Source organism: Alteromonas sp. 07-89-2 (genome assembly GCF_013113925.1).
Lineage (GTDB): Bacteria > Pseudomonadota > Gammaproteobacteria > Enterobacterales > Alteromonadaceae > Alteromonas > Alteromonas macleodii.
This window is the reverse complement of record NZ_VTYM01000002.1, coordinates 55221-82213: the sequence shown is the minus strand read 5'-3', so window position 1 is coordinate 82213 and position 26993 is coordinate 55221. Positions and strand designations below refer to the sequence as shown.

The following is a 26993-nucleotide window of genomic DNA, read 5'->3' as shown; positions in this document are numbered from 1 at the left end:
TGCCTAATGAATTTTGAATTAACCGATGACCAGTTAGCCTTTGAAGACACCGCCCGTCAATTCGCTCAGCAAGAGCTAGCACCTAATGCCGCTATGTGGGATAGAGAACATCACTTCCCAGTAGAAGCAATAAAGAAAGCGGGTGAATTAGGCTTCTGTGGATTGTATGCGCCTGAAAGTGCAGGTGGGCTGGGTTTATCTAGACTCGATTCCTCCATAATCTTCGAGCAGCTTTCAATGGGATGTACCACGACTACAGCTATGTTAACCATACATAACATGGCAACGTGGATGATTGCCACTTGGGGCACCAGTGAAGTTAAAGATATGTGGTGTGACCAACTGGTAACCGGTGACAAGCTGGCATCATATTGCCTAACCGAGCCTGGCGCTGGTTCTGATGCAGCGTCGCTAAAAACAAAGGCGACGAAAGCTGACGGTGGGTATGTCCTTAACGGGTCTAAGGTGTTTATCTCTGGTGCTGGCAGTACGGATGTTCTTGTTGTAATGGCGCGTACAGGGGAAGATGGTCCTAAGGGCGTATCTGCATTCGCGGTTCCGGCTAATGCCGACGGGATTGAGTACGGTAAAGCCGAAGAAAAAATGGGGTGGAATGCACAGCCCACTCGTATGATCACGTTCGATAACGTGAAATTAGATGCTACTTGGTTACTTGGCGAGGAAGGACAAGGCTTTAAAATGGCCATGCAAGGGCTTGATGGCGGCCGAATTAATATTGCAACTTGCTCGGTAGGAACTGCACAGCAGGCGCTAAACGTTGCGCGTGACTACATGAATGAACGCGAGCAGTTTGGTAAACCTATTGCAGGTTTCCAGGCATTACAGTTTAAATTAGCTGATATGGCTACTGAACTTGTCGCAGCGAGACAAATGGTACGTATGGCGGCTTGTAAGCTGGATAATAACGACCCAGACAAAACCACCTATTGCGCTATGGCGAAAAGGTTCGCGACAGATGTTGGCTTCAATGTATGTAACGATGCCCTTCAGCTACACGGCGGGTACGGTTATATCAAAGAATATCCGTTGGAGCGTCACTTCAGAGATGTTCGCGTACATCAAATATTGGAAGGCACCAACGAAATTATGCGCGTTATCATTGGTAGACGTTTGCTGTCAGATGAGAGAAGTGTACTGTAGTACACTTCGCTAACGAACTAATTCGGGCACGATTTAATGGACTATGGGAAGGAGTGAAAATGACAGATGTGGAATCGGTAGTCATTGTTGATGAAATCAAGACGTCTAGCAACGACTACACAATAGGCCGTTTAACGCTTAACAAGCCAAAGGCATTAAATGCATTGGATTTGGAAATGGCTGGCATCATGCTTGACGCGCTTCAGCGATGGCAGTCTCGCAACGATATCGTAGCTGTTGTGATCGATGCTGCTGGCGAGAAGGCATTTTGCGCCGGTGGTGACATAGTGTCTATGTACAAATCGATGGTGGAAGCTAATGGGCAAATTCCAGCTTTCTTAGAAACATTTTTCGAAACTGAGTACACGCTAGATTATACTATTCACAATTACAGTAAGCCCATTGTTGTATGGGGCAGTGGAATTGTTATGGGCGGTGGCATGGGGCTTCTATGCGGTGCAAGCCATCGAATAGTAACCGAAACCTCTCGTCTTGCTATGCCGGAAATTACGATAGGTTTGTACCCGGACGTAGGCGGAAGCTATTTTCTACCTCGCTTACCAGGTAAAGCTGGTCTCTTCCTAGGTTTAACAGGCGGCCAAATGAATGGCTCCGATGCTTGCTTTGTAGGGCTTGCAGACAGTTTGCTGGCGAGTACCGAAAAAGACACTTTGCTTAATACCCTTGTAGAATACACGTGGGAAAAGACCGACAGCGAAAGTTTGGCTTCTAGTGTTTCGCACATTATCGAGACAATGAAAATGCCTGAAGAACTTCCCAATGGCAACGTTGAGCCGAATATGGCACTTATTAATGACTTGTGTTCGGCTGACAATGTTACCGACGTAGTTCATGCCATTCTTAACGCAGACATGAGTGAGAATAAGTGGTTACAGAGAGCGCAAAGCACTTTAGCCAAAGGTTCTCCTATCACTATGCATTTGGTGTTCGAGCAATGTAAGAAAGGTGCGAATATGGCGTTGGCTGACTGTTTTAGAATGGAAGCTGATATGTCCTGTCGATGTGGAGAAAGTGGTGAGTTCCAAGAGGGTGTAAGAGCGCTTTTGATTGATAAAGATATGTCACCACAGTGGAAATACAAAACAGTAGATGAAGTGCCGCAAAGCGCAATAGCACATTTCTTCACTTCTCCATGGGCTGAAGAGCAACATCCATTGGCAAAGCTGTAGTGTAAAAGTTCTCCAAATAAGCACAAAAGCGCCCAGTATTAATGTTAACTCGGCGTGTGATGTTGTTACGCTTATTGCCGTAAAGGTGTCGGGTTTGATATCCTTTACGGCAAATTCTCAGTAAAAAGAACCTGTCATGTGGCACTGCCCACTTTGTAAACTCCCTATCTCATTACATACAACGCCTATTCGCTGCGAAAACAACCATACCTTCGATAAAGCGAAGTCTGGTTACGTTAACCTTTTGCCTGTTCAATTTAAAAAATCGAAACTTCCGGGTGACGACAAAGCAATGGTGAGAGCCAGAAGGGAATTCCATCAATTAAATGCCTATAAGCCGTTGAAAGATAAATTAGTGGCGCTGGTGGAAAAGATACTAAATGAAACGGCAACCAATGAAGAAGCATCAAAGAATGCCATAAAGGTTTATGACGCGGGTTGTGGTGAGGGGAGTTACTTGGATGCGATGGTACAAGGACTTTCGGCGAGTGGCTTAAAGGTTGAAGGAGCAGGTAGCGATATCGCCAAAATCGCAGTAGAGCTGGCAGCTAAAGCGTACAAACAAGCACAGTTCGTTGTTGCTAGCAGTTTCGATTTACCCCTAAGCGGTAACTCGCAAGACGTGATGATGCAGGTTTTCGCACCTGGGAGTAATGAAGAATATGTGAGGGCTCTTAAAAACAACGGCCTTTTAGTGACGGTCGATCCTGCGCCTGAACACCTGTTTGAGCTTAAGCAGCAGGTTTACGACAACCCGAGACGTCATGAAATAAGCGAAGAGGAACGGCAAGGTTTTAAACGGCTTTATAACGAATGTTTTTCCTTTCCCATTCAATTCGAGAGTAAAGAACACGCGCTGGCACTTATCAAAATGACGCCGTTTTACTGGAAACTTCCTCAGGGTAAAATCGACGGGATTGTTGAAACGTTGAAAAGCGTAACCGCAGACTTCCACATTCAGCTTTGGCAAAAAACACCGTAGTAATGTCTATAATGGATTACCCATCGATTCTACCGATGGGTAGACAGCCACTCCTTTAAAGCGGGACTTCCTACAAGTATAGTCTGTACTTGTTTTTTGCCGTTTAAAACAATGTAGGTAGGGAACCCGTTCTGACCGGTAGCTCGCAATAGTGCAGATTCACTGTATTTTCCTTCAAAGATGATAAAGGGGTATTCAACCTCATTAGTAATCAAATGCTGCTGAAATTCGGCTATATTGTCCGTGCCTGATAATCCAACTACTTTTATACCCTTATCATTGTTTAAACGATTGACTAGCGGAATGGACTGCTTACAGAAGCCACAGAAAGGGCTATATAGTTGGACGATGGTCGTAGTCGAAGTCTCAATGACATCGTTGAGTGTTTTGTCGTTAGATGTGGTAGCGGAGAAGCTCCAAATCTCTCCAATTATTGGAGCGTCCAAATGCATTTTTGCCAAAGCGGTAGTGATACCTTTGTTTCGCTCTTCATTATTGTCATGTAACTGTTGAAGATTTGTACGATTCTCAATTGAGTTAACTCTATACAACTGAACGATGACCTGGCCGTTTTCAAAATTCTCAGAATACAGATTAGCAATACTAATCCCCGTCTCGTTTTCAAAACCTACCGATGTCATCTTGGGGATAAGAAAATGCGTTGTTCCCTTGGTGTCGGTAACCGCCACTAAAAACTTATTTGCCGGGTTGTTATCTGCGCTATCAAAAGAATAGGGAGATGCCAGTGTTCCTTTCACCGTATCGCCATCAACGTACAGGTGCACAGGAGGATAGAGTGTAAGTGATGAAGAGTAAGGTAGTTGCGCTTCAACTTTGTACCACTCAATCCAATTATTTGGGTCGATGTCAGCAGAACCTTCAAAGCATGGTAGGCAAAATAAGCTAAAAAATAACTGCAATTTTATGGGGGTCAGTTTAATCATGAAAATCCTTTTCATATTAATATTTAGAGAGTTACGCTCTTTTATATGTTACGCGTAACCAGATAAATCCGTTTATATACTACACCTAAGCAAAGCGCGGCAAACGTTTTTTCGTTTGCCGCTGTTTTTTAATTCTGTGTTGAGAATCGTGATAGGTGTTTAATAGCCTGACTTAATAAATCGACATTTAGCGCTTCTTTGCTGCGCTTGCCGGTCGCCATGTCGCTTATTTCATAGCTGCCGTTACTAAGTACGTCAGTTCGCTTATTGTCATGGAACACAACAATGCGTTCACCAGAGGTGCTAACTAGCCATGGTCTTGAAGGAGAAAGTAAGCTTTGGCCAGTAGAATAAAACGTAGCAGGGGCGTTGCATCCCAATGCGCCTAAAATAGTAGGCGCTAAATCTTCCGTGCTGGCTAAGCTAGCATTCAGTTTAAGGGTACTGTACAGGGTGCCTTTGCCACTTTTGCTACCAAAGCCAGTTGCAACAATGACATCGTGTTTGCGCGCTAACGTGTTTTTCACATAGCTTTCGATATCAGCACTCTTCAAAAACGCAATATGCAAACCATCATGATTGTTGCTCAGTGGTTGCAAATATCCCGCTAATTGAGGTAACGGCAACGCTTCATCGCTGTGAATAGAGACCGGCATGCCAGACCCCAATGGAAGTGCTAATAACACCGGGCGCTTTTGAGATAAAGCGTCTTGGTATATTTCGGGAACACCAAATAGCGTAGTAGTCATTAAGCCTTCTATGCTGCTGGCCGTCGAATAGTAATTGGCTACTTTGTTTAAGGTGTTGCGCTTAATGTTACTTAAGTCCACCGCCTGTTCGTTATCGGTCTGGACAACCACGGTTAAGTTTCTATTAGTTTCAATAGAACAATAAACCGGCTCGGCTGGGTAAGTAATATTGTGAATATCAGGGTTGAACTGAAGTTGTTTTCTTTCTTCATAAGCCGCTAAGTCAAGCAAGCCATAACGCGACATCGTCGTTTTAGCAGTCGCAGGATAAGAAAGCGGAAACATGTTGTCCTGCTTGATGATAGGTTGATACAACTTGGCATCAGCCCACACGTGTATAGCGTGACTGGTAACAAAACAGCTGACAAAAAATGTAGTAACAGGGATGCCCACTTTATGGCGAGTGAAGCGTTCAACACGTTTCCAGATTGCATTGGCTAAGACCAGCTGGAAGCCAAGCCAAACGATAAACAGAAGAAATAAAAATGCCCACTGTTGCCAGCTTTCTATCGCCATTGTTGACTGAGCTTCACTGCGCAGTAAATCCGCGGCGTGAAAGCTTATATGGAAGCCTGTGCGATTAAATAGCAACGCATCGAAAGCCAAGAGCGCTAGCCCCACAGCTGCAATAATAGACGCGCTGACCTTTATGACTCTGGGGTTGTTAACCAAGTAGCAAAGAGGGAGGATAAAAATAACAAAGCCAAAAAAGGTCATAAAACCAATATGACCGAACCAGTTGGCTAGAAGATACAAGGTGCCGACACCTGTGCCAGGCATAGGTGATGAGAAAACAAAAATCGAGGCAATAACTATGGCGATGATAATGTTCGCCAAGGCAAACCAATGCCCCCAATTTACCAGTTTAGTAACACGCTGGCGACGAGGTGATTCGGCAAGTATCATGCAATCCCTTAGCTATTTTTAACGCTTTTCTTGAGTACGTCGGCAAACTGCGTTGCCATGGCTTCGCGATTTTCAGGGGCTACCTGAGTATTTAAAATGTGCGTAATGACATTTCCTAACACCATAAGTGAAAGATCGCGGTTTGCACCGCCTTCTTCAAGGGTTAGAATAACGTTATTCATTAGCGTTTCGAATTCGTCGTTGCTATAGCGGCTCTGTTGGGGCATTGCTACGCCTCTTTTTTATGATTTCTTTGATAAAAAGAATGGTTTTACACGTAAAATGATTATAATCGTTGTTTGAGTGAGTACAATCATTCATTCTAAAATCCCGCAATTCTTTGGATATTTCTGACACTTTTTAAGCAACAGGACACCCGATACTCTATGAGTGCACTGATTCATCACTTTGTTGTACATCGTTTGATTGTAAACAAAGAAGAGAAAATTGAAGCAATTCCACGTGACAACTGCTTAGCTGTCACTCCGGAAATCGAGCTTCTTGCCCATCAAATAAACCACAGTTTCAATGCTAAACCTGGAAAAGGGGTTGGCCACTTCGTGACGGAAGTTACCCGTGAAGCAAAAGTGGAAAACGAAGAAGGCGAAGCGACTACGCAAAAAAGCACCGAGAACGTAGCAGAGTTCGCGGAAGGCCTTAAGCAATACATGGATATTCAAAAAGCGGCGGGGGATAACGTTGAAGATGCATTCCATGCGTTTTCGGTATCAGCGACCAATCGCTTAGTTCGCACTTTGGCAGAAACGGGTACGGTTGAGACCGGCTTTCTTATTTTCTGCCAGTATGAGTATTTGGCCACACAGTATTTGATGATTGCATTGTTAAATACCCGCTCGCACGTTGAAGTGACAAACTCTTTAGACCTTTCCGCGCGTGAACACTTGGATTTAGCAAAAATGCAGCTCGCTGTGCGGTTCGATTTAACTCAGTGGGATATTCAGCCAGAACAGCAGCGTTACGTTAGTTTTATTAAAGGTAGAATGGGACGTAAGGTATCAGACTTCTTTATGCAGTTTGTAGGCTGCGAAGAGCTGGTTGATGTTAAACAGCAAAATAAACAATTGATTTCTACAGTTGATGCCTACCTAGCCAGTGAGTCACTAGACCCGCAAGAGCAGCACCAGCATAGAGAAGAAGTTAAATCATACTTTAAAGAAAAGATTGATGCTGGCGAGAGTTTATCGGTAGATGAACTGGCGAACCGACTTCCACAAAATGAAGAAACTAGCAGTAACTTTTCTGCGTTCACACAGTCTATGGAAGTACCGCTTGAAAAAGAAATTCAGCCAGACCCTGCAGCGCTGAAACAACTTGCTAAATTTACCGGTCAGGGCGGTGGTATATCGCTTAGCTTCGAACGCAAATTAATGGGCGATCGGGTGTTTTACGACCCGGCTACGGATACGCTAACGATCCGTGGAATTCCACCTAACTTAAAAGATCAGCTTAATCGCCAATCTTCAATGGACTAGTCGCTGCGAAGCAAAGATAAAAAACGTATACTAGTTAGTAGAATATAAACTCGATTCAAGGGTGTTATGCAATTATTTGTAAATGATTTGACAGTGATGGACTTCTCTTACCTTTGCCCAAAACGCGGCATGGTAGGGGAAAGCTGGATTGTCGATGTGATTTTGGACGGTGAGCTCAACGAAGAGAGCATGGTTCAAGACTTTGGTCATGTGAAAAAGAACTTAAAGCGACTAATCGACGAATATGTTGATCACAAGTTGCTTGTACCTGCTGAATACAGTGGTTCAGAGGTTATTCACGACGACGATTCTGAACAGGTAGAAGCGCGCTTCACCTGCATTGATGGTCGTAGCATCATGCTACATTGCCCCGCTGAAGCTTATGCATTTGTTTATTCTGATGAGATAAACATGGAATCTGTTGGCGTTTACTTAAAAGAAGTGTTGGCGACTCATCTTCCAGAAAACGTTGAAAACATTACGCTGCATTTACGTGAGGAAGTCATTAATTCTCCGTATTATCACTATACCCACGGGCTTAAAAAGCACGACGGTAATTGTCAGCGTATAGCGCACGGTCACCGTTCGCGAATCGATATTATCCTTGACGGCAAAGTGTGTGTTGAAAGTCAGCAGTATTGGGCTGACCGTTGGGCCGACATCTATATAGCCACCCGTGAAGACGAAATAGCGTACAGCGACAGAAAGCTTAAAGGTCACGTTTCAAATGAAGTGGATTACTACTGTTTTGCTTACGAGTCGTCACAGGGCTATTTTGAACTATTAATTCCTAAGTCAGATTGTGAAGTCATCGAAACCGACTCAACAGTTGAGTGTTTGGCTCAGTATCTGCTTGAAGAGCAGAAGAAACGCACGCCTGATGGCGTTTGCCAAGTTATCGCTTATGAGGGCGTAGGTAAAGGCGCCACAGTAAAGGGTTAACATTCGACCACAGCTCGTTATAGGGAAAGGAAACAACTATGGCATTCACGCTTTCAAGAAACGCATTGCATAGCGCAGTATCTCGTGTAATGAGTTGTGTTGTGACAATTAGCACAGTTGCCTCTATGTCATTTGCTTATGCAGATGTAGAGTTAAACGGCCAAAACGAAGCGTTATCTAGTCAAGAGCAAGTAAACGTTGTGTTGAACGGTAAGTTTACGCAAGGTGCCTTACTGCGCGGGCAAGCTCCCGCTGGGGCCAAAGTAACGCTTAATGGCGAAACTGTTCAAACCAACAAAGACGGAAAATTTGTTGTTGGCTTTGAACGGGAAGCGCCACTGCAGCAAACGTTGGTTGTAAAATTAGACAACGGCCAAAAGTGGCAGCGAGACATTACCCTTGAAAAACGCGAATACAACATTCAGCGAATTGACGGGCTAGAGCAAAAAATGGTTTCTCCGCCAGCAGAAGTGACGGCGCGTATTAAAAAAGACAATATCAACGTAGCCAACGCCCGAAGCGGTAATACTGATTTAGATGCATTATTCACCCGGTTTGAATGGCCTGCGAAAGGCGTGCTTTCCGGTGTTTACGGTAGTCAGCGCATTCTAAATGGTGTGCCGAAATGGCCGCATTATGGTTTGGACATCGCCAATGAAACGGGCACGCCTGTGTATGCCCCAGTTGATGGTGTGGTAACAATGGCTGATGATCTCTATTATTCGGGTAACACCTTGATTCTCGACCACGGCATGCGCGTGTTTTCAACGTTTCTTCATATGGATACTATAACGGTAGAAGTGGGTGAAACCGTCAAGCAAGGCGAGCAGATTGGAACGATAGGTTCAACAGGGCGCTCTACAGGGCCGCATCTGGATTGGCGTATTAATTTGGGCAACACTCGTTTAGACCCACAGACTATCATTTCGGGGTCTCCCGAAGAGTAACCATTAATTTGATTTAGTTTTAACAGTTATAAAGAAGAAGGCGCTTTCAGATAAACACTCAAAGCGCCTTTTTAGTTTTTACGCTACTGGGCGGTGTTATTTCCCCAGCCACTGATTGAGCTTTTCTTCATCAGTGATTTCAAAATAAGCCATTTCGTTTCTTGCCTCACTTACCTCAAGAGGCAGGGTTAGAAGCCGCCCGTCTCGAATAAGCGTTAACTCTACCTTCGACGTGTGGGCATTATCTAATAGGCGCTGAAGCTTCTGGGCATTAACAATGTGGCCGTTTAACGCAATGATGACGTCGTTTAAAAGAACACCTGCCTTCATTGCGGCAAGACCCTCAAATACCTGCATTACCGTAAGTCCGAAGGTAGCTTGCTTTAACGTGGCGCCAAGCTGATTTTTAATAGCAGGCAGCGAGGAGGCGCCGCCTTTATCTTCACCTGACACGCGAGCACGAACCGCATAGTTAACGCCCATTCCAGATACTAACGAAGCCAATTCTACATCGTCTGTGCCATACACCACGCGATTTAAGTATTCTGAAACATCAATGCCAAAATGTGTTGTACATAGATTTTGGATCACGTCATCAGGCGTACCTTTTTCATCCACGCCATAGTGTTTCCACAATAACTGCATCAAGGTATCTAAATTCACCTCTTCGTTTGACTGCTTACGAAGGAGTAAATCTAACCCAAGGGCTATAATGCCACCCTTTGTGTAATAACTGACAATATTGTTAGTAGCGCTTGCGTCTTGCTTATAAAACTTTGTCCATGCGTCGAAGCTACTTTCTGCTGCACTTTGTTTAAAGCGACCTGCGTTTTGCAAAAGTCGACTGACATTTTGCGCAACAATATCGAGGTATTTCTGTGGTTCAATAACGCCGGCTCTAGCAAGGGTGACGTCATCATAGAAACTGGTAAAGCCTTCATAAATCCACAGCTGATTCGTGTATGTTTCCTGAGATAAGTCTGGTTTCACCATTGCGCTAGGTTTAATGCGCTTAACATGCCATGTGTGGAAAAATTCATGGCTGCACAGACTTAAGAACGTGATGTAGCTGTCGGTTTTTTTCTCACTTTCACCAACTTGAGGAAGGTCGAAGCGAGGGTAAAGAAGGGCAGTAGAATACTTATGCTCTAAACCGCCGAACCCATTGTCGGCAAGCAGCGTCATAAACAGGTAGTTATTAATAGGTTGTGGAGCACCAAACAAATCTAGGTGGTGCTTGCAAATTGGCGTTAAGTCATTTGCTATGCGCTCATAATCAATATTGTTATTACCTGAGAAAAGTAACGTAAACGTAATGCCGTCAACCTCAAAGCTGTGAGTGTCTGCAATGCCTACATAAATGGGATGATCAATGAGCTCATCGTAATTTTTTTCAACGAAGTGCCACCGAGACGGGCTTGTGCTTTCACAACGAGAAGGCATTGACGTATAAGCCTTCCAATTCGAGGTTGCAGAATCGCTGTCGTTAAGCTCAATGTCCACCTCACACGGCACATTCTCAAAGCCGGAAACGTTTAAAAACGCACTGGTTCCATTTATAAACGCATATTGGTCGTTCATAAAAGCAGAGCGAATAGATAAGTCGTTGGCATAAACCGAGTAAACGACCGTACATGGTTTTCCATCTGTGTCTACACGCCAAGTTTGTTTATCGAGCTTAGTTACCGAAAGGCTATAAACGCTTCTATCGCCAACATTTTCAGTACTATGACCTTCAGAAGTGTTTGCAGTTAGCTCGATAATGCTTTTTGCAAAATCGCGTACCATGTAGCTTCCCGGGATCCAGCTTGGAAGGCTAAGCTCAATTGATGAGCCAGAATGCTCAGGTATTTGCAGCGCGACAGTAAATTGATGGGCACGCCAATTGGAAATAGTTAACGTATAGCGAAGAGCAGAGGTCATAAACGTCCGAAAAGATAAGCAAAACTATCCCTCAACTATATCAACCTATTGAGTTAATCCCAATAGATTGCCTGCTACTAAGGGGCAATTTTTACGTTTATTGAACATGGTTTTCAATCGTAGTATTGATAAGTTTTTGTTTGATGCGTACATTGAGTTAAATGACATTAAATCCAGCAATAACAAATACAAATGGCTGAAAAAATACAAAGCAATTTACTAAGCGAAGATAATTTGGAATCGTTGCGTACGTTGGTACCCGGCGATACAGTAGATTTACAAATTGCTATGCCTGCAGCGCCAAAGCGTGTAAAGACTGATTACATAGGCATGCTTATTGATGAATGTTTGCTTTTTCATATTCCAACATCGGCGAAGTGGATTACCGTTAGGGATGCACTGACTGTTGGCAACGAAATCGTGGTGCGTTCTGTGCTTGAGGGTGACACTGGCCAGGTTATTGCGTTTAAAGTGAAAGTACTCAAATTGCTTTCCAAGCCATCAGGCTTACTTATTACGACCTTTCCGAAACGTATTGAAAGTATAGGGCTTCGCGCTGTAAAGCGTGCTCAACTTGGCGTTTCAGTAACGTTAGAAGCTGACGTTTATCCCAGTGACGAAAACGTAACGGGGATCATCATAGATTTAAGTGAAAAAGGGTGCAAAGTAGTGTTACAGGTCAAGCCAAATTGGCCGGTAATGCTTGATGAAGCTGAGGTTAAGCTAAACTATTCGTTAGACGGTAAAGAAGTAGCGCTTACTGCAAAAGTTAAAAATCATAAGCTTGATAGTGATGTGGTTTTTTATGGGCTCGCCTTTACCTGTGAAGAAAAATTGATAAAAACGCTGTTGTCCCGACACACATTGTTAACGTAGGAAAACAATAGTTGGGTGCTCTTTAGATAATAATCAAAATAACAGGCTAAGGGGATCTACATGAGAAGTATTGAGCGACTGTTAATGGAGTACGGTGAAAGCCACCAAAACAAGACCAACGTTATCATCCATGCTATTGCCGTACCCAGCATCTATTTCGTAACGATAGGTTTGCTTTGGAGTTTGCCGGTACCCGATGTGATAGCGCAGTTTGATATCACATGGGCGCACATCATAGCGGTTCCCGTATTGTATTATTATTTTATGTTGTCTGGCCCGATAGGGGCTGCAATGACCCTCTTAACTATACTGTGTTTCGGTGCAATTAATACCCTAGACCACTTCAGTATCTCAGTATGGTTATTTTCCCTTGTACTATTTGTCGTTATGTGGATTTTGCAGTTTATTGGCCATCATATCGAGGGTAAAAAGCCTTCGTTTTTTGACGATTTGCGCTTCTTGCTGGTTGGCCCAGCCTGGTGGTGGGTGCACTGGCTGAAAAGAATGAATATCAGTTACTGAGCTTAATCAGCGAATTGATATAGCCAAAACATGTCTAATTTCAAGATTTTGCCCTGCGACAAGAAGCATAAGGGGCACGACCAAGGCGCTTGGGTCGTGGCAAGGCTTGCGTATAATCTTCCTATAAGTTTTTAAATTGGTAATATTGTGAGTCGCTTTCAGCGTGTAATAGAAAGTAATGAACGTTTATTTTGGACATTGCACAGTGCAGGCTGGGCAGGGTTCGCAATAATTTATTACATCGGATCTTTTCTCCATGATGTTCGACCTATTTGGGTTTTCATCATCATGCTTAATGCCTATGCAGGATGGTTGCTAACCATTCCGCTTCGCTACATCTATCGATGGGCAAGAAAGCAATCACCGCTCAACATGATCATCATAGTGATTGTGTCGTGCTACTTAATCGCTTTGCTATGGGCCGTGGTAAAAAACATTAACTACTGGGAAATCTACAAGCACGGATATCGCCCAGACGAATGGTATATGTATTTTACCAACACTATTAACTCGCTAATAATGGTGGGGTGTTGGAGTGGTGTGTACTTTGGCATCAAGAACTTCCAAATGCTTCAAAAAGAGAAGCAGAACGCGCTAAAGGCGAGTACCATGGCGCACCAAGCTCACATAAAGATGTTGCGCTATCAACTCAACCCGCATTTTCTCTTTAATACGCTTAACGCTATCTCAACCCTTATTCTTTTAAAAGAGAACGACACAGCAGAAGCGATGGTGTCGCGTTTGAGTGACTTTCTACGTTATTCATTAGACAACGACCCGATAAAGCGAGTACCGCTAGGTCAGGAAATAAAGGCATTACGACTCTATCTAGAGATAGAGAAGGTACGTTTTGACGATCGTCTAGAAGTGCTATGGGACATCGATGAAGGGTGTGAAAGTGCCCTTGTGCCGAGCATGATCTTGCAGCCCATTATTGAAAACGCAATAAAGCACGCCATATCTAAGATGGAAAATGGTGGTCGTATAGCGATTACGGCACGTACATTTGGCAATGACTTGTTAATGGATGTTGCCGATAACGGCCCTGGTGCAGATATCAAAGACGGAACACTTAGTCGAGAAAACGGCGTAGGCCTAGCCAATATAAAAGAGCGTTTGCAATCCCTCTATCATCGTAATTTTGCATTCTCTATAGAACACAATCAGCCTTCAGGCGTGCGAGTTAGAATACGCATTCCCTATGAAGTTAAGGACGTATAACATGACAAAGCAAGTGATTAAAACCATTGTAGTGGACGACGAACCTTTAGCACGCAAGGGCCTTCGTGCCAGGTTAGAGCGTCATGATGATGTGCAGGTGCTTGCAGAGTGTCAGAACGGCCTAGAGGCTGTAAGTAGCATTTCTCAACATCGTCCAGATTTGGTGTTCTTAGATATTCAAATGCCTGGCTTAAACGGCTTTCAGGTTATTCACAAGTTGCGCGAACTGAAACAGCCCATTCCCATGATCGTTTTCGTAACTGCTTATGACAGTTACGCAATAAAGGCGTTTGACGTGCATGCTTTAGATTATCTGTTAAAACCAGCAGACGACGAGCGCTTAGGTGCGGCGTTAAACAAAGTACGTGAATATTACTCAACTCAGCATCAAGATGAGCAGTCACAAAAATTGGTAAGCCTTGTTGCTGAACTTACTGGCGATGATTGCGAAGAGATTTTACGCAAGTTAGCTAATGGTGAGCCGGTTGAAACCAATCCATACCCAGATGTATTGGCTATTAAAGATGGCTCAGAAGTAACGCGCGTAAACGTTCAAGACATTCAATGGATTGATGCTGCAGGTGATTATATGTGCGTTCACGCACTGGATGGCATGCATATAATGCGCAAAACCATGAAAGAACTTGAGCAGGAACTCAACCCACAGTTTTTCGTTCGAGTGCACCGTTCAGCTATTGCCAACATCCGTTTTGTTAAAAAGTTAGTGAGCCATATTAGTGGCGAGTATCATTTAATACTTCAAAATGATACAGAACTCAAAGTGAGTCGCAGTCATCGCGATAAAGTGAAAGCGGCGATGAAAATGTAAAGAGGCTTGAGCATTAAGTAGTATAAGGCGGTGTTTTATTATAAAGCACCGCCTTTTTTGTTTTTACAATCTATAAATGTTTCAAGTTAAACAGCGTCTGAACCATCTTACTTAGTCGCAGCTGTATCTTTCGTTCATTAGGGTACGCATAGCGTCAACCCGGGCTTGATTGAGGGGCTTTGTTTCTTCCCAAGTTTTGGGTAGGGGTACGGTAATAGGGCGCTGATTAACTTCACCAACCATTATATTGGTGACATCGCTTCCTACTAAGCTTATGGCGAATTCGCCAAGAGTAGTGGCGAGTAGTCGGTCCTGTGCTACCGGCGAGCCGCCACGTTGGACATGTCCCAAGGTTACCGGCCTAACGTCGTTGATATTGTGATACTGCAAAGCTTCGGTTAATCCTGTTAAGCCATTAGGCCAAACGTTTTCAGCTACTACAACAATAAAACTGACGGGCCCTTTCAAAGCACGTTGCGCTTTTATCTGGTTTACGATTTTTTTGATTTCAGTCTCAGCGGATTCAAAAAACTCAGGAACAACCACATAGTCAGCAGCCGCGGAAAGGGCACCATTTAATGCTAAAAAGCCAGCATTGCGACCCATTACTTCTACAAGGAAAATACGTTCGAAGGCATCAGCTGTATCACGAACTTTATCGATAGAACTCATGGCGGTATCTATTGCGGTAAAGTAGCCTATAGTGGCATCAGTACCCGCTATATCGTTATCAATTGTTCCCGGAATACCAAGAATCTGGCCATCCCATAGTTCGCTCAACTTTGCTGCGCCGCGAAAAGATCCGTCACCACCGATTACAATAAGTGTGTCGACCTCGGCCTGTCTCAAATTATCAGCCGCTTTGATAAGCCCTTCACGATTTTTAAATTCTTTACACCTTGCGCTGTGCAGTATGGTGCCGCCTTGCTGGATAAGATTGTGCGTTGAATCAAGAGATAGAGGAATAAACTCTTGCTGTAGTAATCCGTTGTAGCCGTGCTTGTAGCCAAGCAAGGTAAAATTAGCTTTCTGACACGCAATAATTGCGGCACGTATACATGCATTCATACCTGGGGCGTCGCCACCAGAGGTTAAAATTGCGACACGTTTTGACACATTAAAGTCCTTCTTTTTACAGGCAATGCCATTAAAGTAGAGTAAAGGCTGTGCAACGTAAAGTTCTCTATTACGGATATTTATTGCGTAATATCAAAGTAAAATTCAATTTTTCAGTACGCAGCAATAAGCGTTTTTGCTTGTCACGACGTAACTAACGTAAAAAAAGGAAATACTATGCGTTCATTGTTGGTTGTTGCCTTTATTATTTTTCTTACTTCATGCAGTTCTAAGCTGGCCTATAACAACCTAGATTGGTGGGTGTATTGGTACATGGACGATTACATCGAGCTTAAAGATGAGCAAGAGGAGAAGTTTGATGCGCATTTACAAAATTGGTTGAGCTGGCACAAGAAGAGTGAACTTACTCGCTATAAAGCGCAATTAGAGGATATAAGAAAGCAGATTCAGAATGACACCCTTAATTCGAGTATTGTTTATAACAACCTTGAGCTAGCTAGATCGCATTGGGAGCGCGTACGAGACGAGGTCAGTCCTGAATTAGCGGCTATTGCTAAAACACTCGATGATGAACAAGTTGTCACCCTGTTTGCGGCTTTAGAAAAAGACAATAAAGAAAAAGAGGAAGAGCGACAAGAGGCGCTGGAAAAGTCTGAAGCACAGAGACTTAAAGATAGAATTGAGCGAATACAAGAAACAATACGTGAGCGTATTGGAGATCTAAGTAAAGAGCAAAAACAAATTGTTAGCACCTACGCGCAACAGTTTATTTCTACAGGTGACGCTTGGATAACGTATCGCAGAAACATACAAAATGCGGCAAGAAAGCTATTCGTTTCGCGCAAGCAAAACGAAAGGTTTGAGCAAGAGTTGGTGGTTCTCATGCAAAATCCGGATAATTATAAAAGCGATGTGTACAAGCAAAGTAGTGCTCATAATATGACTGTGACTGCAACGCTACTGGCCGAGATATTTTCAACCCTTTCAGAGAAACAGCGTCAAACACTGATTGAAAACGTGGATGAACTAATCGAAACGGTTGATAATTTTATGGATTAGTTAGTAATACTTTGGCCTCGCCGGTTAAAATATGAACAGTAAAAATCTAACAATCTCATAGCTCACCAGTTTTCTAATTCAAAAGCCAATATATTTAGAGAGTTCATCTCTAAGGTTGGTGTATTTTTCTTTGTAAGGCGCCTTAAGTGACATATCGTCAATCAATTTGAACAACCGCTTACACTCGTTAATGAGTTTCATTTCGGCTTTATCTTCTTTGATTGCAATTTGTAGAAGACATTGTAATAGATTAAGCGCAACCCCTGTATTTACAGGAGCAAAGCCTTGAGCAAGGGCAAACGAAGCTTTAGCACGTTCGTAATCTTGCTGCTGATAGTGTTGAATGCCTTCGCGGTTGAACTGTTGATAACTGGCTAAGTTTTTCTGAGCATTGAGGGCTTGCGCATCAAGCATGTTTTGACTGTTTTGGTCGAGCTCATCCTGTCTTGAAGTCAAAAGTGCATTCAACTGTAGCGCATCATCAAACTCACCCAGTTTATACATAACGTTAATACTGTCAGGAATAAACGCGGTAGGAACTTCCGTGTACTTATCATCAAGAAGCGTTTGTGACGTTGTTAAGTGGCGTTTGGCATCAATCAGTTTGCCGTCTATAGCGCTAATTCTAGCGTTGACGATTGTACCAAATATATCTACGTCAAAATCTCTGTCCATTTTTTGAAGATGTTCATCAAACTTTCCTCGTTGCAGAGTAAGTAATGCTTCTTGCTGATACTTATTGCGCTGGCGCTTGTCGTCTGCAAACTCTGCGACATCTAGAAGGCTTCGGATAATACCGCACCAGTGTAAACTTGTTTTATGAACGGTTCGTTTTGATAAATCCCAGATCGCTTGGCTTGAACTCGCTGCAAGCACTAAATCGTCATTTTGCCGACCTATTTCACAGGCTTTGAAATGCCTGGGTAGGGAGTAGGGCGACAGTTTTATTGCCTCTTTTATTGCATCTAGTGCTTTGTCGCCAGCCGTCGTGGCTTGGTGTGCTTGCGCAAGAATATCGTGAGCGTCTGCATTGAACCGATTACGCTTTAGCGTTCTCTTGGCAATTGAAATCGCTTTCTCATATTCCTTTAAAAGCAAGTAAGTTTTTCCAATAGCTATTTGCGCCCACAGCACGGGTTTTCCGTCAATGTAATCACGTAACACATCTAGCGCTTTATCGGGTTGCTCTATACGCCAGTATAGCTCGACTAATAGCTGTTCACAGTGACCTTTATAGTGGGAAGGGGCGTCAAGTAAGGCTTCGATATGGTCGATCGCACTGTTTATTTCACCCTGTTCAACGAGACTAAACGCTTGCTGGAGAAACTGTCTTTTTTGCCACGCACGAACAATACGAGACTTCAGCTGAACTTGAGAAAAGGGCTTAATTAAAAAATCATCGGGTCTACGTTCAATACTGCCCAACACTATCGGTCGAGCGCTATCTGCGCTTATCAGAATGAACACCGATGTGGGACTGATAAGCCTTCGAGTGCGCAACTCTTCAATGAGTTCATAGCCATTTTTGTTGTCAGCTCCCAAGTGTAGATCACAAATGACGATATCAAACTTATGCTTTTTACATAGTGATACCGCTTGTTCAGCAGATGACTTCGTAACTACATCAGATGCGCCCATCGAATGCATCAGCCCCTTTAATAAAAGAAGGAAAGGGCGTTGGTCTTCAACAATCAGTACTTGTTTGTTGCTAAATTGCATTTCAAATCCATGAATGAGCGCGCGATTACTTTATAGGAGTATATCTAATTTTAGATAATAAGCTTAAGAAAAACATTATCTTGCCGAAAACATAAGTATACATATGAAGTTATAAATAAGAATGTCGCAAGAAACTGTCGAGGCTCGTGAGCAAATACCTATTGACCCCAGTATATACTGGGAGCGCAGTGGTGTGCTTGCTAAAGCATCTGCGCAGGGAGCGTTGTTCTCTTTATATCTCGCTATGCAACAACATAGTGTGGCTGAGCCATTTGAAATTGAAGCGGTAGCGTCAGAAACTGATGATAAAAGCAACATCGAATCCAAGCTTGCATCGTTAAATTTTTATAGAAGACCATCGCTAGCCGCTAATGAATGCGAATGGGGCAGAATGCACGTTTTGTCTGAGTTAGTGTCTCAAGACTATGCGGCAGCAAGATTATATTTAAGTATGAATCCTTCTCCACTATCACAAACTGATGATGCTAAACGTCTACCCGACGATGTAGTAGATAATTGTAGTTTGGCAACACAAAAACGGTTGAAAAAGGAATACGCTAACACCGTGAAGGAAGATAATACGCTGCTATACGATATCCTTTCATCACAAGATAAAGAACACCATTCACAACAAGAAAATTCGTCACACTCCACATCTTTTGAGAATATTGCATAGCAGTTATTTCAATTCGTTGTTGCGTGCTAAGTTTGCGTTGACGTACGAGCGCTAATTCGTATCCGCCCTAGTTTTTATCATTCCTTTTTGTTATATTGCGCGCCGCATTTTTGCACTGGTCTTACGCTCCAATCAGCAAAGGTTAAAATATGTCTAAATATATTGTATGCGCAATGTATAAATTTGTTGCGCTTGAAAACTTCAAAGAAATCCGCCAACCGCTTCTCGAAACAATGGAAGCTAATGGTATTAAAGGTACACTTCTTCTTGCCCACGAGGGGATAAACGGTACGGTTTCTGGTACCCGCGAAGGTATCGACGCATTACTTGCTTATTTAAACAGCGACGAACGTATTAATCCTATTTCTTGCAAAGAATCTCTTCACGATGAACAGCCGTTCTATCGCACCAAGGTAAAACTGAAAAAAGAAATTGTGACCATGGGCGTTGAGGGTATTGACCCTCGCAAAACCGTTGGTACTTACGTAAAACCTAAAGACTGGAACGCACTTATTAGCGACCCAGACGTTACGGTTATTGACACGCGAAACGGTTATGAAATTGAAATTGGTACGTTCAAACACGCTATCGACCCTAAAACCGAAACGTTTCGTGAGTTTCCTGAATACGTAGCGAAAGAGCTCGACCCGTCAAAAAATAAAAAAGTGGCTATGTTCTGCACCGGTGGTATTCGCTGTGAAAAATCGACGGCTTATTTGAAAGAGCAAGGGTTTGACGAGGTTTATCACTTAGAAGGCGGTATTCTACAGTACCTTGAAGATGTACCGAAAGAAGAGTCATTGTGGGAAGGCGATTGCTTTGTATTTGATAATCGCGTTGCAGTTAACCACGACTTAGAGAAAAGCCATTATGAGCAGTGCTACGCGTGCAGACTTCCAATTACTGAAGAAGACAAGCAGAGTGATAAGTATGAGCCGGGTGTAAGCTGCCCACACTGCTTTGGTAACCATACCGACGATCAAATTGCTCGCTTTAGAGAACGTGAAAAACAGGTTCAGCTGGCAAAAGAGCGTCAACAAGAGCACGTAGGAACGGAAGCGCGTTTGACCATGGAACAAAAGCGTCAGGAAAAAGCAGAAGCTCAACGTTTACGCGCACTTAAAGCAAAAGAAAATCAGGCGTAGACAGCTAGAAAGAAGGGCGTTACACTCGTGCTTATTGCAGTTGAAATAAGGAATGCGAGTGAGCACTCAACTTTCAGAATCTAAAATTGAAGAAATTAGAAAGGACTTCAGCTTTTTCGATCGTGATGGCAACGGCCAAATCGATTTGCCGGAGTTCATCGAGCTTCTAACCGTTATTTCACCAAAAACGAAAGCTAGCCACGTACAAGAAGGCTTTAAGCTTATCGATAGTAACGACGATGGTTACATCGACTTTGAAGAGTTTTTGGAGTGGTGGCAAGAAGGATGGTGGGAATACTAAGTTTAAACTTAGTAACACTTATCGTCGACTGAGGCTTTTCGACTCGCTAGGCTAAGTGTGAAAACGAGGGCTAGGCCACGTAAAAGATCCAATTGAAAACGAGTGCTTTTAAGCACTCGTTTTTTTATGTGTTGAGTTTGGCCATTCGTGTTGGGAGTGAGATATAGCTTCCTTTGAATAGCCTTCAATGTCGACTTCGAGCGTAAAGCGGCCGTTGAATAAACTATTCTATTTCTCAATGGTTATTTTCCCCTTATTAATACTAACAGGCAATTTGCCTGTTTTCTGAAACAGATAAAATGTTAAATTTCAAATCACTATCTGACTTGTAGCAACTAATTATCAGTGTTATAGATTGTTGCAAAATGTAAACAGGCGATGTAGCGGCAAAAAAGAGGCAACATGCCTATTGATAAACTTTTATGCGTCAGAATGGTTTGCCAATTTATGGATTAAAGATCAAGGAAGTTGAATGACTGATTTGTTAAATGATGCTCGACAACAATTCATCGCCTGCGAATGGCAGTATGATGTACAACCTGAAAATCATTATGGGTACTCTTCTGTCATGCAAAGCCTTCAGAAGCATGCAAAAGTGAAGGCAGAAGCTGGTTTAGAAGAACAAGCAAAAATTCTTGAATTACTTGGACGAGCCGCATCAATGATGCTTGCTCCTGGCAGCTTAAACGAGCCTTTTAATCCCTACTTTGCAGATTATCAGGCTGGAAGGCGTTCGGCTATTCCTGAAGATTTCACGGTAGATGACTTAGCTTTTTTCGAAGTAATACTGAATGACATAGTTGAGCCTTGGTTGAAGGCAAGGCTAGCGGATTTATTATGGCTGTGTAAAAAGCCAAGAAATCCGGAGCATGCGAAAGTTGCTATAGAGAATTATATTGTGCACGCCATCGATCCTGATACTTGGCATCGTGACATAAATGACTGTTGGGAACGTTCTGCAAGATTATGTATGCAAGTAAAGGACTTTGAGAAGCTAAATGATATCAAGAACCAACTATTTGGAGCATTTGGTATTGAGTATCCAAGTAATAAATTCATGGCTCTACGAATCGCGGGTTTACTGGACAAACTCAAAATAGATCATGAACTCAGAGAAAATATAGCACATGAATTAATGAGATCTGGCTCTGGACTAAAGCGTGAAGGTGATTTCAATTCTGCGAGATCTTATTTGGAGTTGGCGGCAAAGAAATTCCAACAGTGTCGTGATGAGCAAGCCTGGCTGGAGTGTTTGGTTTCGATAGCTGATTGCTTCGAAAAAGAAGCTGATTCTCGATCTGGCGGCAGTAATATGGTCTCCAACTCCTTCTATGAAAATGCAATACAAGCATACCGTCGTATTCCAGTCAAAAATCGTGAGAATTACAACGTCAACAGCAGGATAGAAGTAATTCGTACAAAGATAACAGAATCAGGCAAGGCTTCATTAGATGAAATGGGGCTGGTGAAAACACCGGGAGTGGACATCTCCGATATGGTCGAATCATCAATAGCGCATGTCTCAGGAAAACACTCTATTGAAGAGGCATTAATGTATTTTACCGGACTTTATCCTGGCCCTGAATACCAAAGGCTAGCCGATAGTGCTAAAGAAAGTATGCAGCATAGCCTCCTAGGAAGTCTAATTGGCTCCAGTCACATGAGTGGCGATGGAAGAGTAATCGCAAAAACACCACCAATGAATCTAAATGCAGGTGAAGATGATCCGGCCAACCAAGCAGTTTTACATAGGCAGATTCAGCGGCAATTTTCTATCGAAACTCAGATTACTGTTGAGGGACAAATAATACCCGCTTTAAGACAATTGCTTATGGAGCATAGATTTACGAAAGAATTCATGGAGGCGTTGTGTCATCATTCTCCTATTGTTCCGCAAAACCGGAAACACCTTCTAGGTTATGCGTTGTGGCTAGGTTTTGAACACGATTTCGGAAATGCAATTCACCTATTGTGTCCGCAACTCGAACATATCGTTCGTGTTCAATTAAAAGAAGTTGGTGCACATACTAGCAACATAGACCGAGAAGGTATTGAAAACGAAAATAGTTTGAGCACACTGATGGATTTGCCGGATGCAGTAAACGTTTTTGGCCAAGATTTAGTTTTTGAAATTAAAAGTGTTTTCACTGATGCTTTGGCTTTCAACTTGCGAAATGAGGTCGCACATGGGCTTTTGGACGACAACTCATCATCATCAATCTCGGCCATATATGCATGGTGGATGATTCTTAGGTTAGTGGTTCGGTCCATGATGCTTGGAGGTCTTCGAAAACCTGAAGAGTCTCCTGAAGGTGGGCAGCCTAGCGAATGACCTGCATAACAAATTAAAGATCTCGGAGTCTGTAAACGACGCCAGTGTTTATGGCGGTACGAATGACAGCTTCTGGCACAAAGCAGAAGTAGCCAGTCAACAATCTGTTCGTCGGCAACTTGTCTATAGCAGAACTTAAAGCCTCGACAGATGAACCTACACGTTGGGCGAAGCTAAAAAAGTATGCTATGTAGTAAAGACTACCAATCAGCGCTGTATACTTTATTGGCTGCGGACGCCTCTACTTCTAGTGGGGCTTTATCGTAACCGTATTCAGCCATGTCGAAAAAGTGTTGGGTGACAACTTCATCTAAACTGGCTCGTTCAATCTGTAATACATGCACTAATTCGTGGGCTAACTTGGGTCTATTAAGCTCGAAATCTTTACGAGCATAAATCGAATAGCCGAAAACTTGTGCGTTATTTATTATTCCTTCTCCAATAAGTCCAACGGCTTCGCCAAACACTTTAAGCGCGAAGTTTTCGTAGGGATATGGCACTTCATCTACATAAACAATTCTTACTTTCTTAGGTTGTTTTATGCCTATCTCCGCTGCTAGCGCCAATTCTTGTTCGTTCAACGATTGACCTATTTTTAAGCCTTTCATATCTGTTTCATGTGCCCACTCTATGTACTGCGGCAACAATACGCGTGCTATTATTTTTTCATAGGAGAGTGCCACAACGACTATTACTATAAACAAGGCTAACAATACGAACTTTACAAATTTCATGTAGTTAAAATCCATTTTAAAGGGGGGAGTGTGAGCCGCTTACACGCTATGTTACAAACAGTTGAAGCGTGTAGTCAGCACAATCGACTTATTGCTATATGCGTAGTAAAGCATATGATGGCGAGGTGTACTATCAAAGTGCTGTAAGAAAATGTGATTAAAAACAAAGTGAAAGGTTACACACCGCTATTCAACAGTGAATTGTGACTAGCGGCGGTGATGGTTCAAACTACGATATAGAGTTTTATTCATCGTCGTCAGACAGAGTGTTTCTTGGCTTGCGTTTCACAGGAACCATACCAATATCTTCTCCAGACATGGTATCGACACGTTTTTTAGTACCGGGTTTTGCTGGTTTCGCTACGCGCTTTTTACCATTTTTCGCATTTGATTGTTTTGACACTTTTTTCTTCGGCGTAAAACCTTTAAAAGACGCCGAGAATTCGTCATGCGGTGAACACTCTAACGCATATTGAAGGTGATTCTTAAGCCCCTCGAAACTGTTCCAATCACGAGGGCCAATTAGCGAGAATGCTTCGCCTTTTTGCCCAGCCCGGCCTGTACGGCCGATACGGTGAATGTATTCATCCGCGTTCTTAGGAAGGTCAAAGTTAACCACCAATCCTACTTTTGACAGATCTAGTCCACGAGAGGCGAGGTCGGTAGTAACCAGAATACTGTGCTGTCCACGAGCAAACGCACTCATTACTGCTGCGCGTTGGCTTTGTAGCATATCACCACGAAGCGCAATAGCTTCTAAGTTCTTTTCGTTAAGCAGGGCTGCAATTCTATCGGTATCTTCACGGGTAGCTGTAAATACGATAGCTTGGTTGTAGGTACGATTGGCTAGCTCAAACTGTAAAATTTGATCTTTGTTATCAACATTGTCTGCAAAGAAGCACTTCTGTTCGATATCGCCATGCTCTGCGGTTGAGTCTCCTACAGCTACACGAACAGCGCCTTTGGTCAACTGCGTTGTCATATGCTTTAGCTCAATATTATCGAGCGTGGCAGAAAACAACATAGTTTGACGCTTTCTGTGATCAGCATAGTCGTTAATCATTTTAAGCTGTGCAGAGAAGCCTAAGTCTAACATACGGTCAGCTTCATCAAAGATAAGCAACTCTAAACCGTTTAAATACACACTTTTATCTAATAGATGGTCGGCTACACGACCAGCGGTACCAACGATAATGTGAGGGTTACGGCGAAGCGCTTTAACTTGGTCGTTATAATTTTCACCACCCACAATAAGTGAACAAGTAAGATTTAGCCCGGTACACATTGATTTTGCTTCAATGAAAACTTGTTTGGCTAGCTCACGAGTTGGCGCAAGAATAAGTGCGCGTGGGTCTTGACGACTAAGGGCTTTTTGTGACATTAGCCTGTTTATAGCTGGCACTAAAAAGGCGAAGGTTTTACCTGACCCCGTTTTTGATGACGCAATAATATCTTTGCCCTGAATAGCAGGCAGCATAGTGCGTTCTTGAATTTCGGTTAGCGTCGAAATGTTTTTCGTTTCGAGCTTTGAAATAATTTTGTGGTGAACAGGTAAATCAGTAACTAGCAAGAAGGTATAGCCTTTTTAAAATGACATTCGGGCGCATTATCCCTTAATGCACGGTGCATTTAAAGGTTTATTGGAAAGGCTTATAAGTTTGAATATTGAAGGCGGGCATTTGTAACAATAGTTATTGAAAGAAGAATATAAACTTGAAGCAAAAATGTGAGTTAACTCAATGGTGCGCGCTTACCACAGCAGCATAAATGCTAGGTGATAAGCGCGACCTTACGATGCACAATTAAACGCAGAGTTTAAAACTGCATTTCAGGTACATTGTCAGGAACAACAAGCTTTCCGCCCGTTTTCTCTTTAATTTCGTCAACGCTGACGCCCGTTGCGCGTTCTTGAAGCACAAATGCGCCGTCTTCAACACTCAGCACTGCTAAGTCGGTAATAATGCGCGTAATACAGTTAACACCGGTTAACGGTAAGGTGCATTCGCCAAGTAGTTTTGGGTTACCGTGTTTGTCGGTATGGGTCATAGTAACAATTATGTTCTTTGCTCCAGCAACTAAGTCCATAGCGCCGCCCATGCCTTTAACCAGTTTGCCTGGTATCATCCAAGAAGCAATATTGCCCGATACATCAACCTCAAATGCGCCAAGTACAGTAAAGTCAACGTGACCGCCGCGGATCATGGCGAAGCTCTCAGCGCTGCTAAAAATAGACGCGCCCGTGATAGCCGTTACCGTTTCTTTACCAGCGTTTATCATATCAGCGTCAATTTCATTTTCAGTCGGGTAACGTCCCATACCCAAAAGGCCGTTTTCTGACTGCAGCATCACACTGATGTCATCTGGCACATAGTTAGCTGCAAGGGTAGGGATACCTATGCCTAAATTGACGTAATCGCCGTCTTTAAATTCCTGAGCGACGCGCATTGCGATTTGTTCTCTACTAAGCATTACACTGACTCCTTGCTAACTACACGGCGTTCAATACGTTTTTCAAATGAACCTTGAATAACACGGTTAACATAAATCCCGGGAGTGTGGATCTCGCTAGGGTTCAATTCACCAGGCTCTACAATTTCCTCTGCTTCTACCACAGTGATTTTACCTGCAGTAGCGGCCATAGGATTAAAATTTTGTGCTGTATGGCGATAAATACAGTTTCCGTAAGTATCTGCTTTCCATGCTTTTACAATGGCAAAGTCGCCAGTGATAGCATGTTCAAGAATATAAGGGCGACCGTTGAATTCTTTGACTTCTTTTCCTTCACCAACAGGCGTACCATAACCTGTGGCAGTGTAGAAGGCAGGAATGCCAGCACCACCAGCGCGCATTTTTTCCGCCAGCGTTCCTTGAGGTGTAAGCTCAACTTCCAACTCACCGTTAAGCAGTTGTTTTTCAAACAGGGCATTTTCACCTACATACGAAGACACCATTTTTGCTATTTGTTTGTCTTCTAGTAAAAGACCCAAGCCAAATCCATCTACACCGCAGTTATTAGAAACTACAGTAAGTCCAGATACGCCCATTTTCTTAATTTGGCCTATCAGTCCTTCGGGTATACCACACAATCCGAAACCGCCCGCAATAACTGTCATACCATTTTCAAGGCCAGCCATTGCTTCTTCGTATGAGGATACAACTTTGTTAAATCCCGCCATTCTCTATCTCCAATGCATTTGTTAAAAATAAGTATCGACATTGTTGCTTCATTTGTAAAATCGAATTAATCTTGTGATTAATAAAAACT

General features: G+C 43.0%; 25 protein-coding genes. 15 read left to right on the top strand and 10 right to left on the bottom strand.

All coding sequences use genetic code 11. The features are described from left to right. Nucleotides 1-6: 6 nt before the first annotated feature. From F0261_RS01720 to F0261_RS01710, 3 genes are all read left to right on the top strand, one after another. Nucleotides 7-1161, top strand: a complete 1155-nt coding sequence (locus F0261_RS01720) for an acyl-CoA dehydrogenase family protein (RefSeq protein WP_171337061.1) — start codon at nucleotides 7-9, stop codon at nucleotides 1159-1161. Nucleotides 1162-1220: 59 nt separating this feature from the next. Beyond that, nucleotides 1221-2351, top strand: coding sequence for an enoyl-CoA hydratase/isomerase family protein (locus tag F0261_RS01715; protein WP_171337060.1), 1131 nt, complete (start codon nucleotides 1221-1223; stop codon nucleotides 2349-2351). Between the two features lie 136 nt (nucleotides 2352-2487). Then, nucleotides 2488-3333 carry a putative RNA methyltransferase gene (locus F0261_RS01710; protein ID WP_171337059.1) on the top strand — a complete coding sequence of 282 codons (846 nt, stop codon included), beginning with the start codon at nucleotides 2488-2490 and terminating at the stop codon, nucleotides 3331-3333. Between the two features lie 29 nt (nucleotides 3334-3362). On the opposite strand, the gene F0261_RS01705 is transcribed toward F0261_RS01710, so the two are convergent. From F0261_RS01705 to F0261_RS01695, 3 genes are all read right to left on the bottom strand, one after another. After that, nucleotides 3363-4277, bottom strand: coding sequence for a redoxin (locus F0261_RS01705; protein ID WP_171337058.1), 915 nt, complete (start codon nucleotides 4275-4277; stop codon nucleotides 3363-3365). A 128-nt stretch (nucleotides 4278-4405) separates the two neighbouring features. Continuing rightward, on the bottom strand, nucleotides 4406-5932 hold the full coding sequence (locus tag F0261_RS01700; protein ID WP_171337057.1) for a DUF3413 domain-containing protein: 1527 nt from the start codon (nucleotides 5930-5932) through the stop codon (nucleotides 4406-4408). An 8-nt stretch (nucleotides 5933-5940) separates the two neighbouring features. Then, nucleotides 5941-6159 carry a DUF1414 domain-containing protein gene (locus F0261_RS01695; protein ID WP_014949499.1) on the bottom strand — a complete coding sequence of 73 codons (219 nt, stop codon included), beginning with the start codon at nucleotides 6157-6159 and terminating at the stop codon, nucleotides 5941-5943. A 159-nt stretch (nucleotides 6160-6318) separates the two neighbouring features. On the opposite strand from F0261_RS01695, the gene yejK reads away from it, so the two are divergent. The 3 genes from yejK to F0261_RS01680 all read left to right on the top strand — a co-directional run bounded on the left by yejK (nucleotide 6319) and on the right by F0261_RS01680 (nucleotide 9314). Next, entirely contained in the window at nucleotides 6319-7425 is a 1107-nt protein-coding gene (yejK, locus tag F0261_RS01690; protein ID WP_014979307.1) for a nucleoid-associated protein YejK, read from the top strand. Nucleotides 7426-7491: 66 nt separating this feature from the next. Continuing rightward, nucleotides 7492-8367 (top strand): 6-carboxytetrahydropterin synthase, encoded by an 876-nt coding sequence (locus F0261_RS01685; protein WP_171337056.1) that lies wholly within the window; start codon nucleotides 7492-7494, stop codon nucleotides 8365-8367. A 38-nt stretch (nucleotides 8368-8405) separates the two neighbouring features. After that, nucleotides 8406-9314, top strand: a complete 909-nt coding sequence (locus F0261_RS01680; protein ID WP_171337055.1) for a M23 family metallopeptidase — start codon at nucleotides 8406-8408, stop codon at nucleotides 9312-9314. A 96-nt stretch (nucleotides 9315-9410) separates the two neighbouring features. Here the strand turns inward: F0261_RS01680 and F0261_RS01675 are convergent, their stop codons facing one another. After that, nucleotides 9411-11237 carry a M61 family metallopeptidase gene (locus tag F0261_RS01675; RefSeq protein ID WP_171337054.1) on the bottom strand — a complete coding sequence of 609 codons (1827 nt, stop codon included), beginning with the start codon at nucleotides 11235-11237 and terminating at the stop codon, nucleotides 9411-9413. A 192-nt stretch (nucleotides 11238-11429) separates the two neighbouring features. Between F0261_RS01675 and F0261_RS01670 the strand changes: the two genes are divergently transcribed. The 4 genes from F0261_RS01670 to F0261_RS01655 all read left to right on the top strand — a co-directional run bounded on the left by F0261_RS01670 (nucleotide 11430) and on the right by F0261_RS01655 (nucleotide 14685). Next, a complete protein-coding gene (locus F0261_RS01670) occupies nucleotides 11430-12113 on the top strand; it encodes a PilZ domain-containing protein (protein ID WP_014979311.1) in 684 nt (227 codons plus the stop codon). Nucleotides 12114-12173: 60 nt separating this feature from the next. After that, entirely contained in the window at nucleotides 12174-12635 is a 462-nt protein-coding gene (locus F0261_RS01665) for a DUF962 domain-containing protein (protein ID WP_014979312.1), read from the top strand. A 147-nt stretch (nucleotides 12636-12782) separates the two neighbouring features. Beyond that, nucleotides 12783-13856 carry a sensor histidine kinase gene (locus F0261_RS01660; RefSeq protein ID WP_171337053.1) on the top strand — a complete coding sequence of 358 codons (1074 nt, stop codon included), beginning with the start codon at nucleotides 12783-12785 and terminating at the stop codon, nucleotides 13854-13856. A 1-nt stretch (nucleotide 13857) separates the two neighbouring features. Beyond that, complete coding sequence (locus tag F0261_RS01655; RefSeq protein WP_014949507.1) at nucleotides 13858-14685, top strand: LytTR family DNA-binding domain-containing protein; 828 nt, start codon at nucleotides 13858-13860, stop codon at nucleotides 14683-14685. Nucleotides 14686-14796: 111 nt separating this feature from the next. Here the strand turns inward: F0261_RS01655 and F0261_RS01650 are convergent, their stop codons facing one another. Further along, entirely contained in the window at nucleotides 14797-15801 is a 1005-nt protein-coding gene (locus F0261_RS01650; protein WP_014979313.1) for an ATP-dependent 6-phosphofructokinase, read from the bottom strand. Between the two features lie 177 nt (nucleotides 15802-15978). Between F0261_RS01650 and F0261_RS01645 the strand changes: the two genes are divergently transcribed. Next, complete coding sequence (locus tag F0261_RS01645; RefSeq protein WP_171337052.1) at nucleotides 15979-16821, top strand: DUF6279 family lipoprotein; 843 nt, start codon at nucleotides 15979-15981, stop codon at nucleotides 16819-16821. Nucleotides 16822-16899: 78 nt separating this feature from the next. Here the strand turns inward: F0261_RS01645 and F0261_RS01640 are convergent, their stop codons facing one another. Beyond that, a complete protein-coding gene (locus tag F0261_RS01640; RefSeq protein WP_171337051.1) occupies nucleotides 16900-18540 on the bottom strand; it encodes a response regulator in 1641 nt (546 codons plus the stop codon). 121 nt (nucleotides 18541-18661) lie between these two features. On the opposite strand from F0261_RS01640, the gene F0261_RS01635 reads away from it, so the two are divergent. The 4 genes from F0261_RS01635 to F0261_RS01620 all read left to right on the top strand — a co-directional run bounded on the left by F0261_RS01635 (nucleotide 18662) and on the right by F0261_RS01620 (nucleotide 22994). Then, the gene (locus F0261_RS01635; RefSeq protein WP_171337050.1) at nucleotides 18662-19216 is read left to right on the top strand and encodes a VC2046/SO_2500 family protein; all 555 of its coding nucleotides are present in this window, start codon (nucleotides 18662-18664) and stop codon (nucleotides 19214-19216) included. Nucleotides 19217-19365: 149 nt separating this feature from the next. After that, a complete protein-coding gene (locus F0261_RS01630; protein WP_171337049.1) occupies nucleotides 19366-20361 on the top strand; it encodes a rhodanese-related sulfurtransferase in 996 nt (331 codons plus the stop codon). Nucleotides 20362-20419: 58 nt separating this feature from the next. Continuing rightward, complete coding sequence (locus tag F0261_RS01625; RefSeq protein WP_012518428.1) at nucleotides 20420-20662, top strand: EF-hand domain-containing protein; 243 nt, start codon at nucleotides 20420-20422, stop codon at nucleotides 20660-20662. Nucleotides 20663-21134: 472 nt separating this feature from the next. Next, the gene (locus tag F0261_RS01620; protein ID WP_171337048.1) at nucleotides 21135-22994 is read left to right on the top strand and encodes a DUF4209 domain-containing protein; all 1860 of its coding nucleotides are present in this window, start codon (nucleotides 21135-21137) and stop codon (nucleotides 22992-22994) included. A gap of 200 nt (nucleotides 22995-23194) precedes the next feature. Here the strand turns inward: F0261_RS01620 and F0261_RS01615 are convergent, their stop codons facing one another. The 4 genes from F0261_RS01615 to F0261_RS01600 form a co-directional block, all read right to left on the bottom strand. Further along, nucleotides 23195-23728 (bottom strand): hypothetical protein, encoded by a 534-nt coding sequence (locus F0261_RS01615; protein ID WP_171337047.1) that lies wholly within the window; start codon nucleotides 23726-23728, stop codon nucleotides 23195-23197. Nucleotides 23729-23972: 244 nt separating this feature from the next. Beyond that, nucleotides 23973-25298 (bottom strand): DEAD/DEAH box helicase, encoded by a 1326-nt coding sequence (locus F0261_RS01610; protein WP_014979320.1) that lies wholly within the window; start codon nucleotides 25296-25298, stop codon nucleotides 23973-23975. Between the two features lie 245 nt (nucleotides 25299-25543). After that, nucleotides 25544-26197: a CoA transferase subunit B gene (locus F0261_RS01605; protein WP_171337046.1), complete on the bottom strand. Its 654-nt coding sequence runs from the start codon at nucleotides 26195-26197 to the stop codon at nucleotides 25544-25546. Beyond that, nucleotides 26197-26904 carry a CoA transferase subunit A gene (locus F0261_RS01600; protein WP_014949520.1) on the bottom strand — a complete coding sequence of 236 codons (708 nt, stop codon included), beginning with the start codon at nucleotides 26902-26904 and terminating at the stop codon, nucleotides 26197-26199. Before F0261_RS01600 ends, F0261_RS01605 begins: the two co-directional genes overlap by 1 nt. Nucleotides 26905-26993 lie beyond the last annotated feature (89 nt).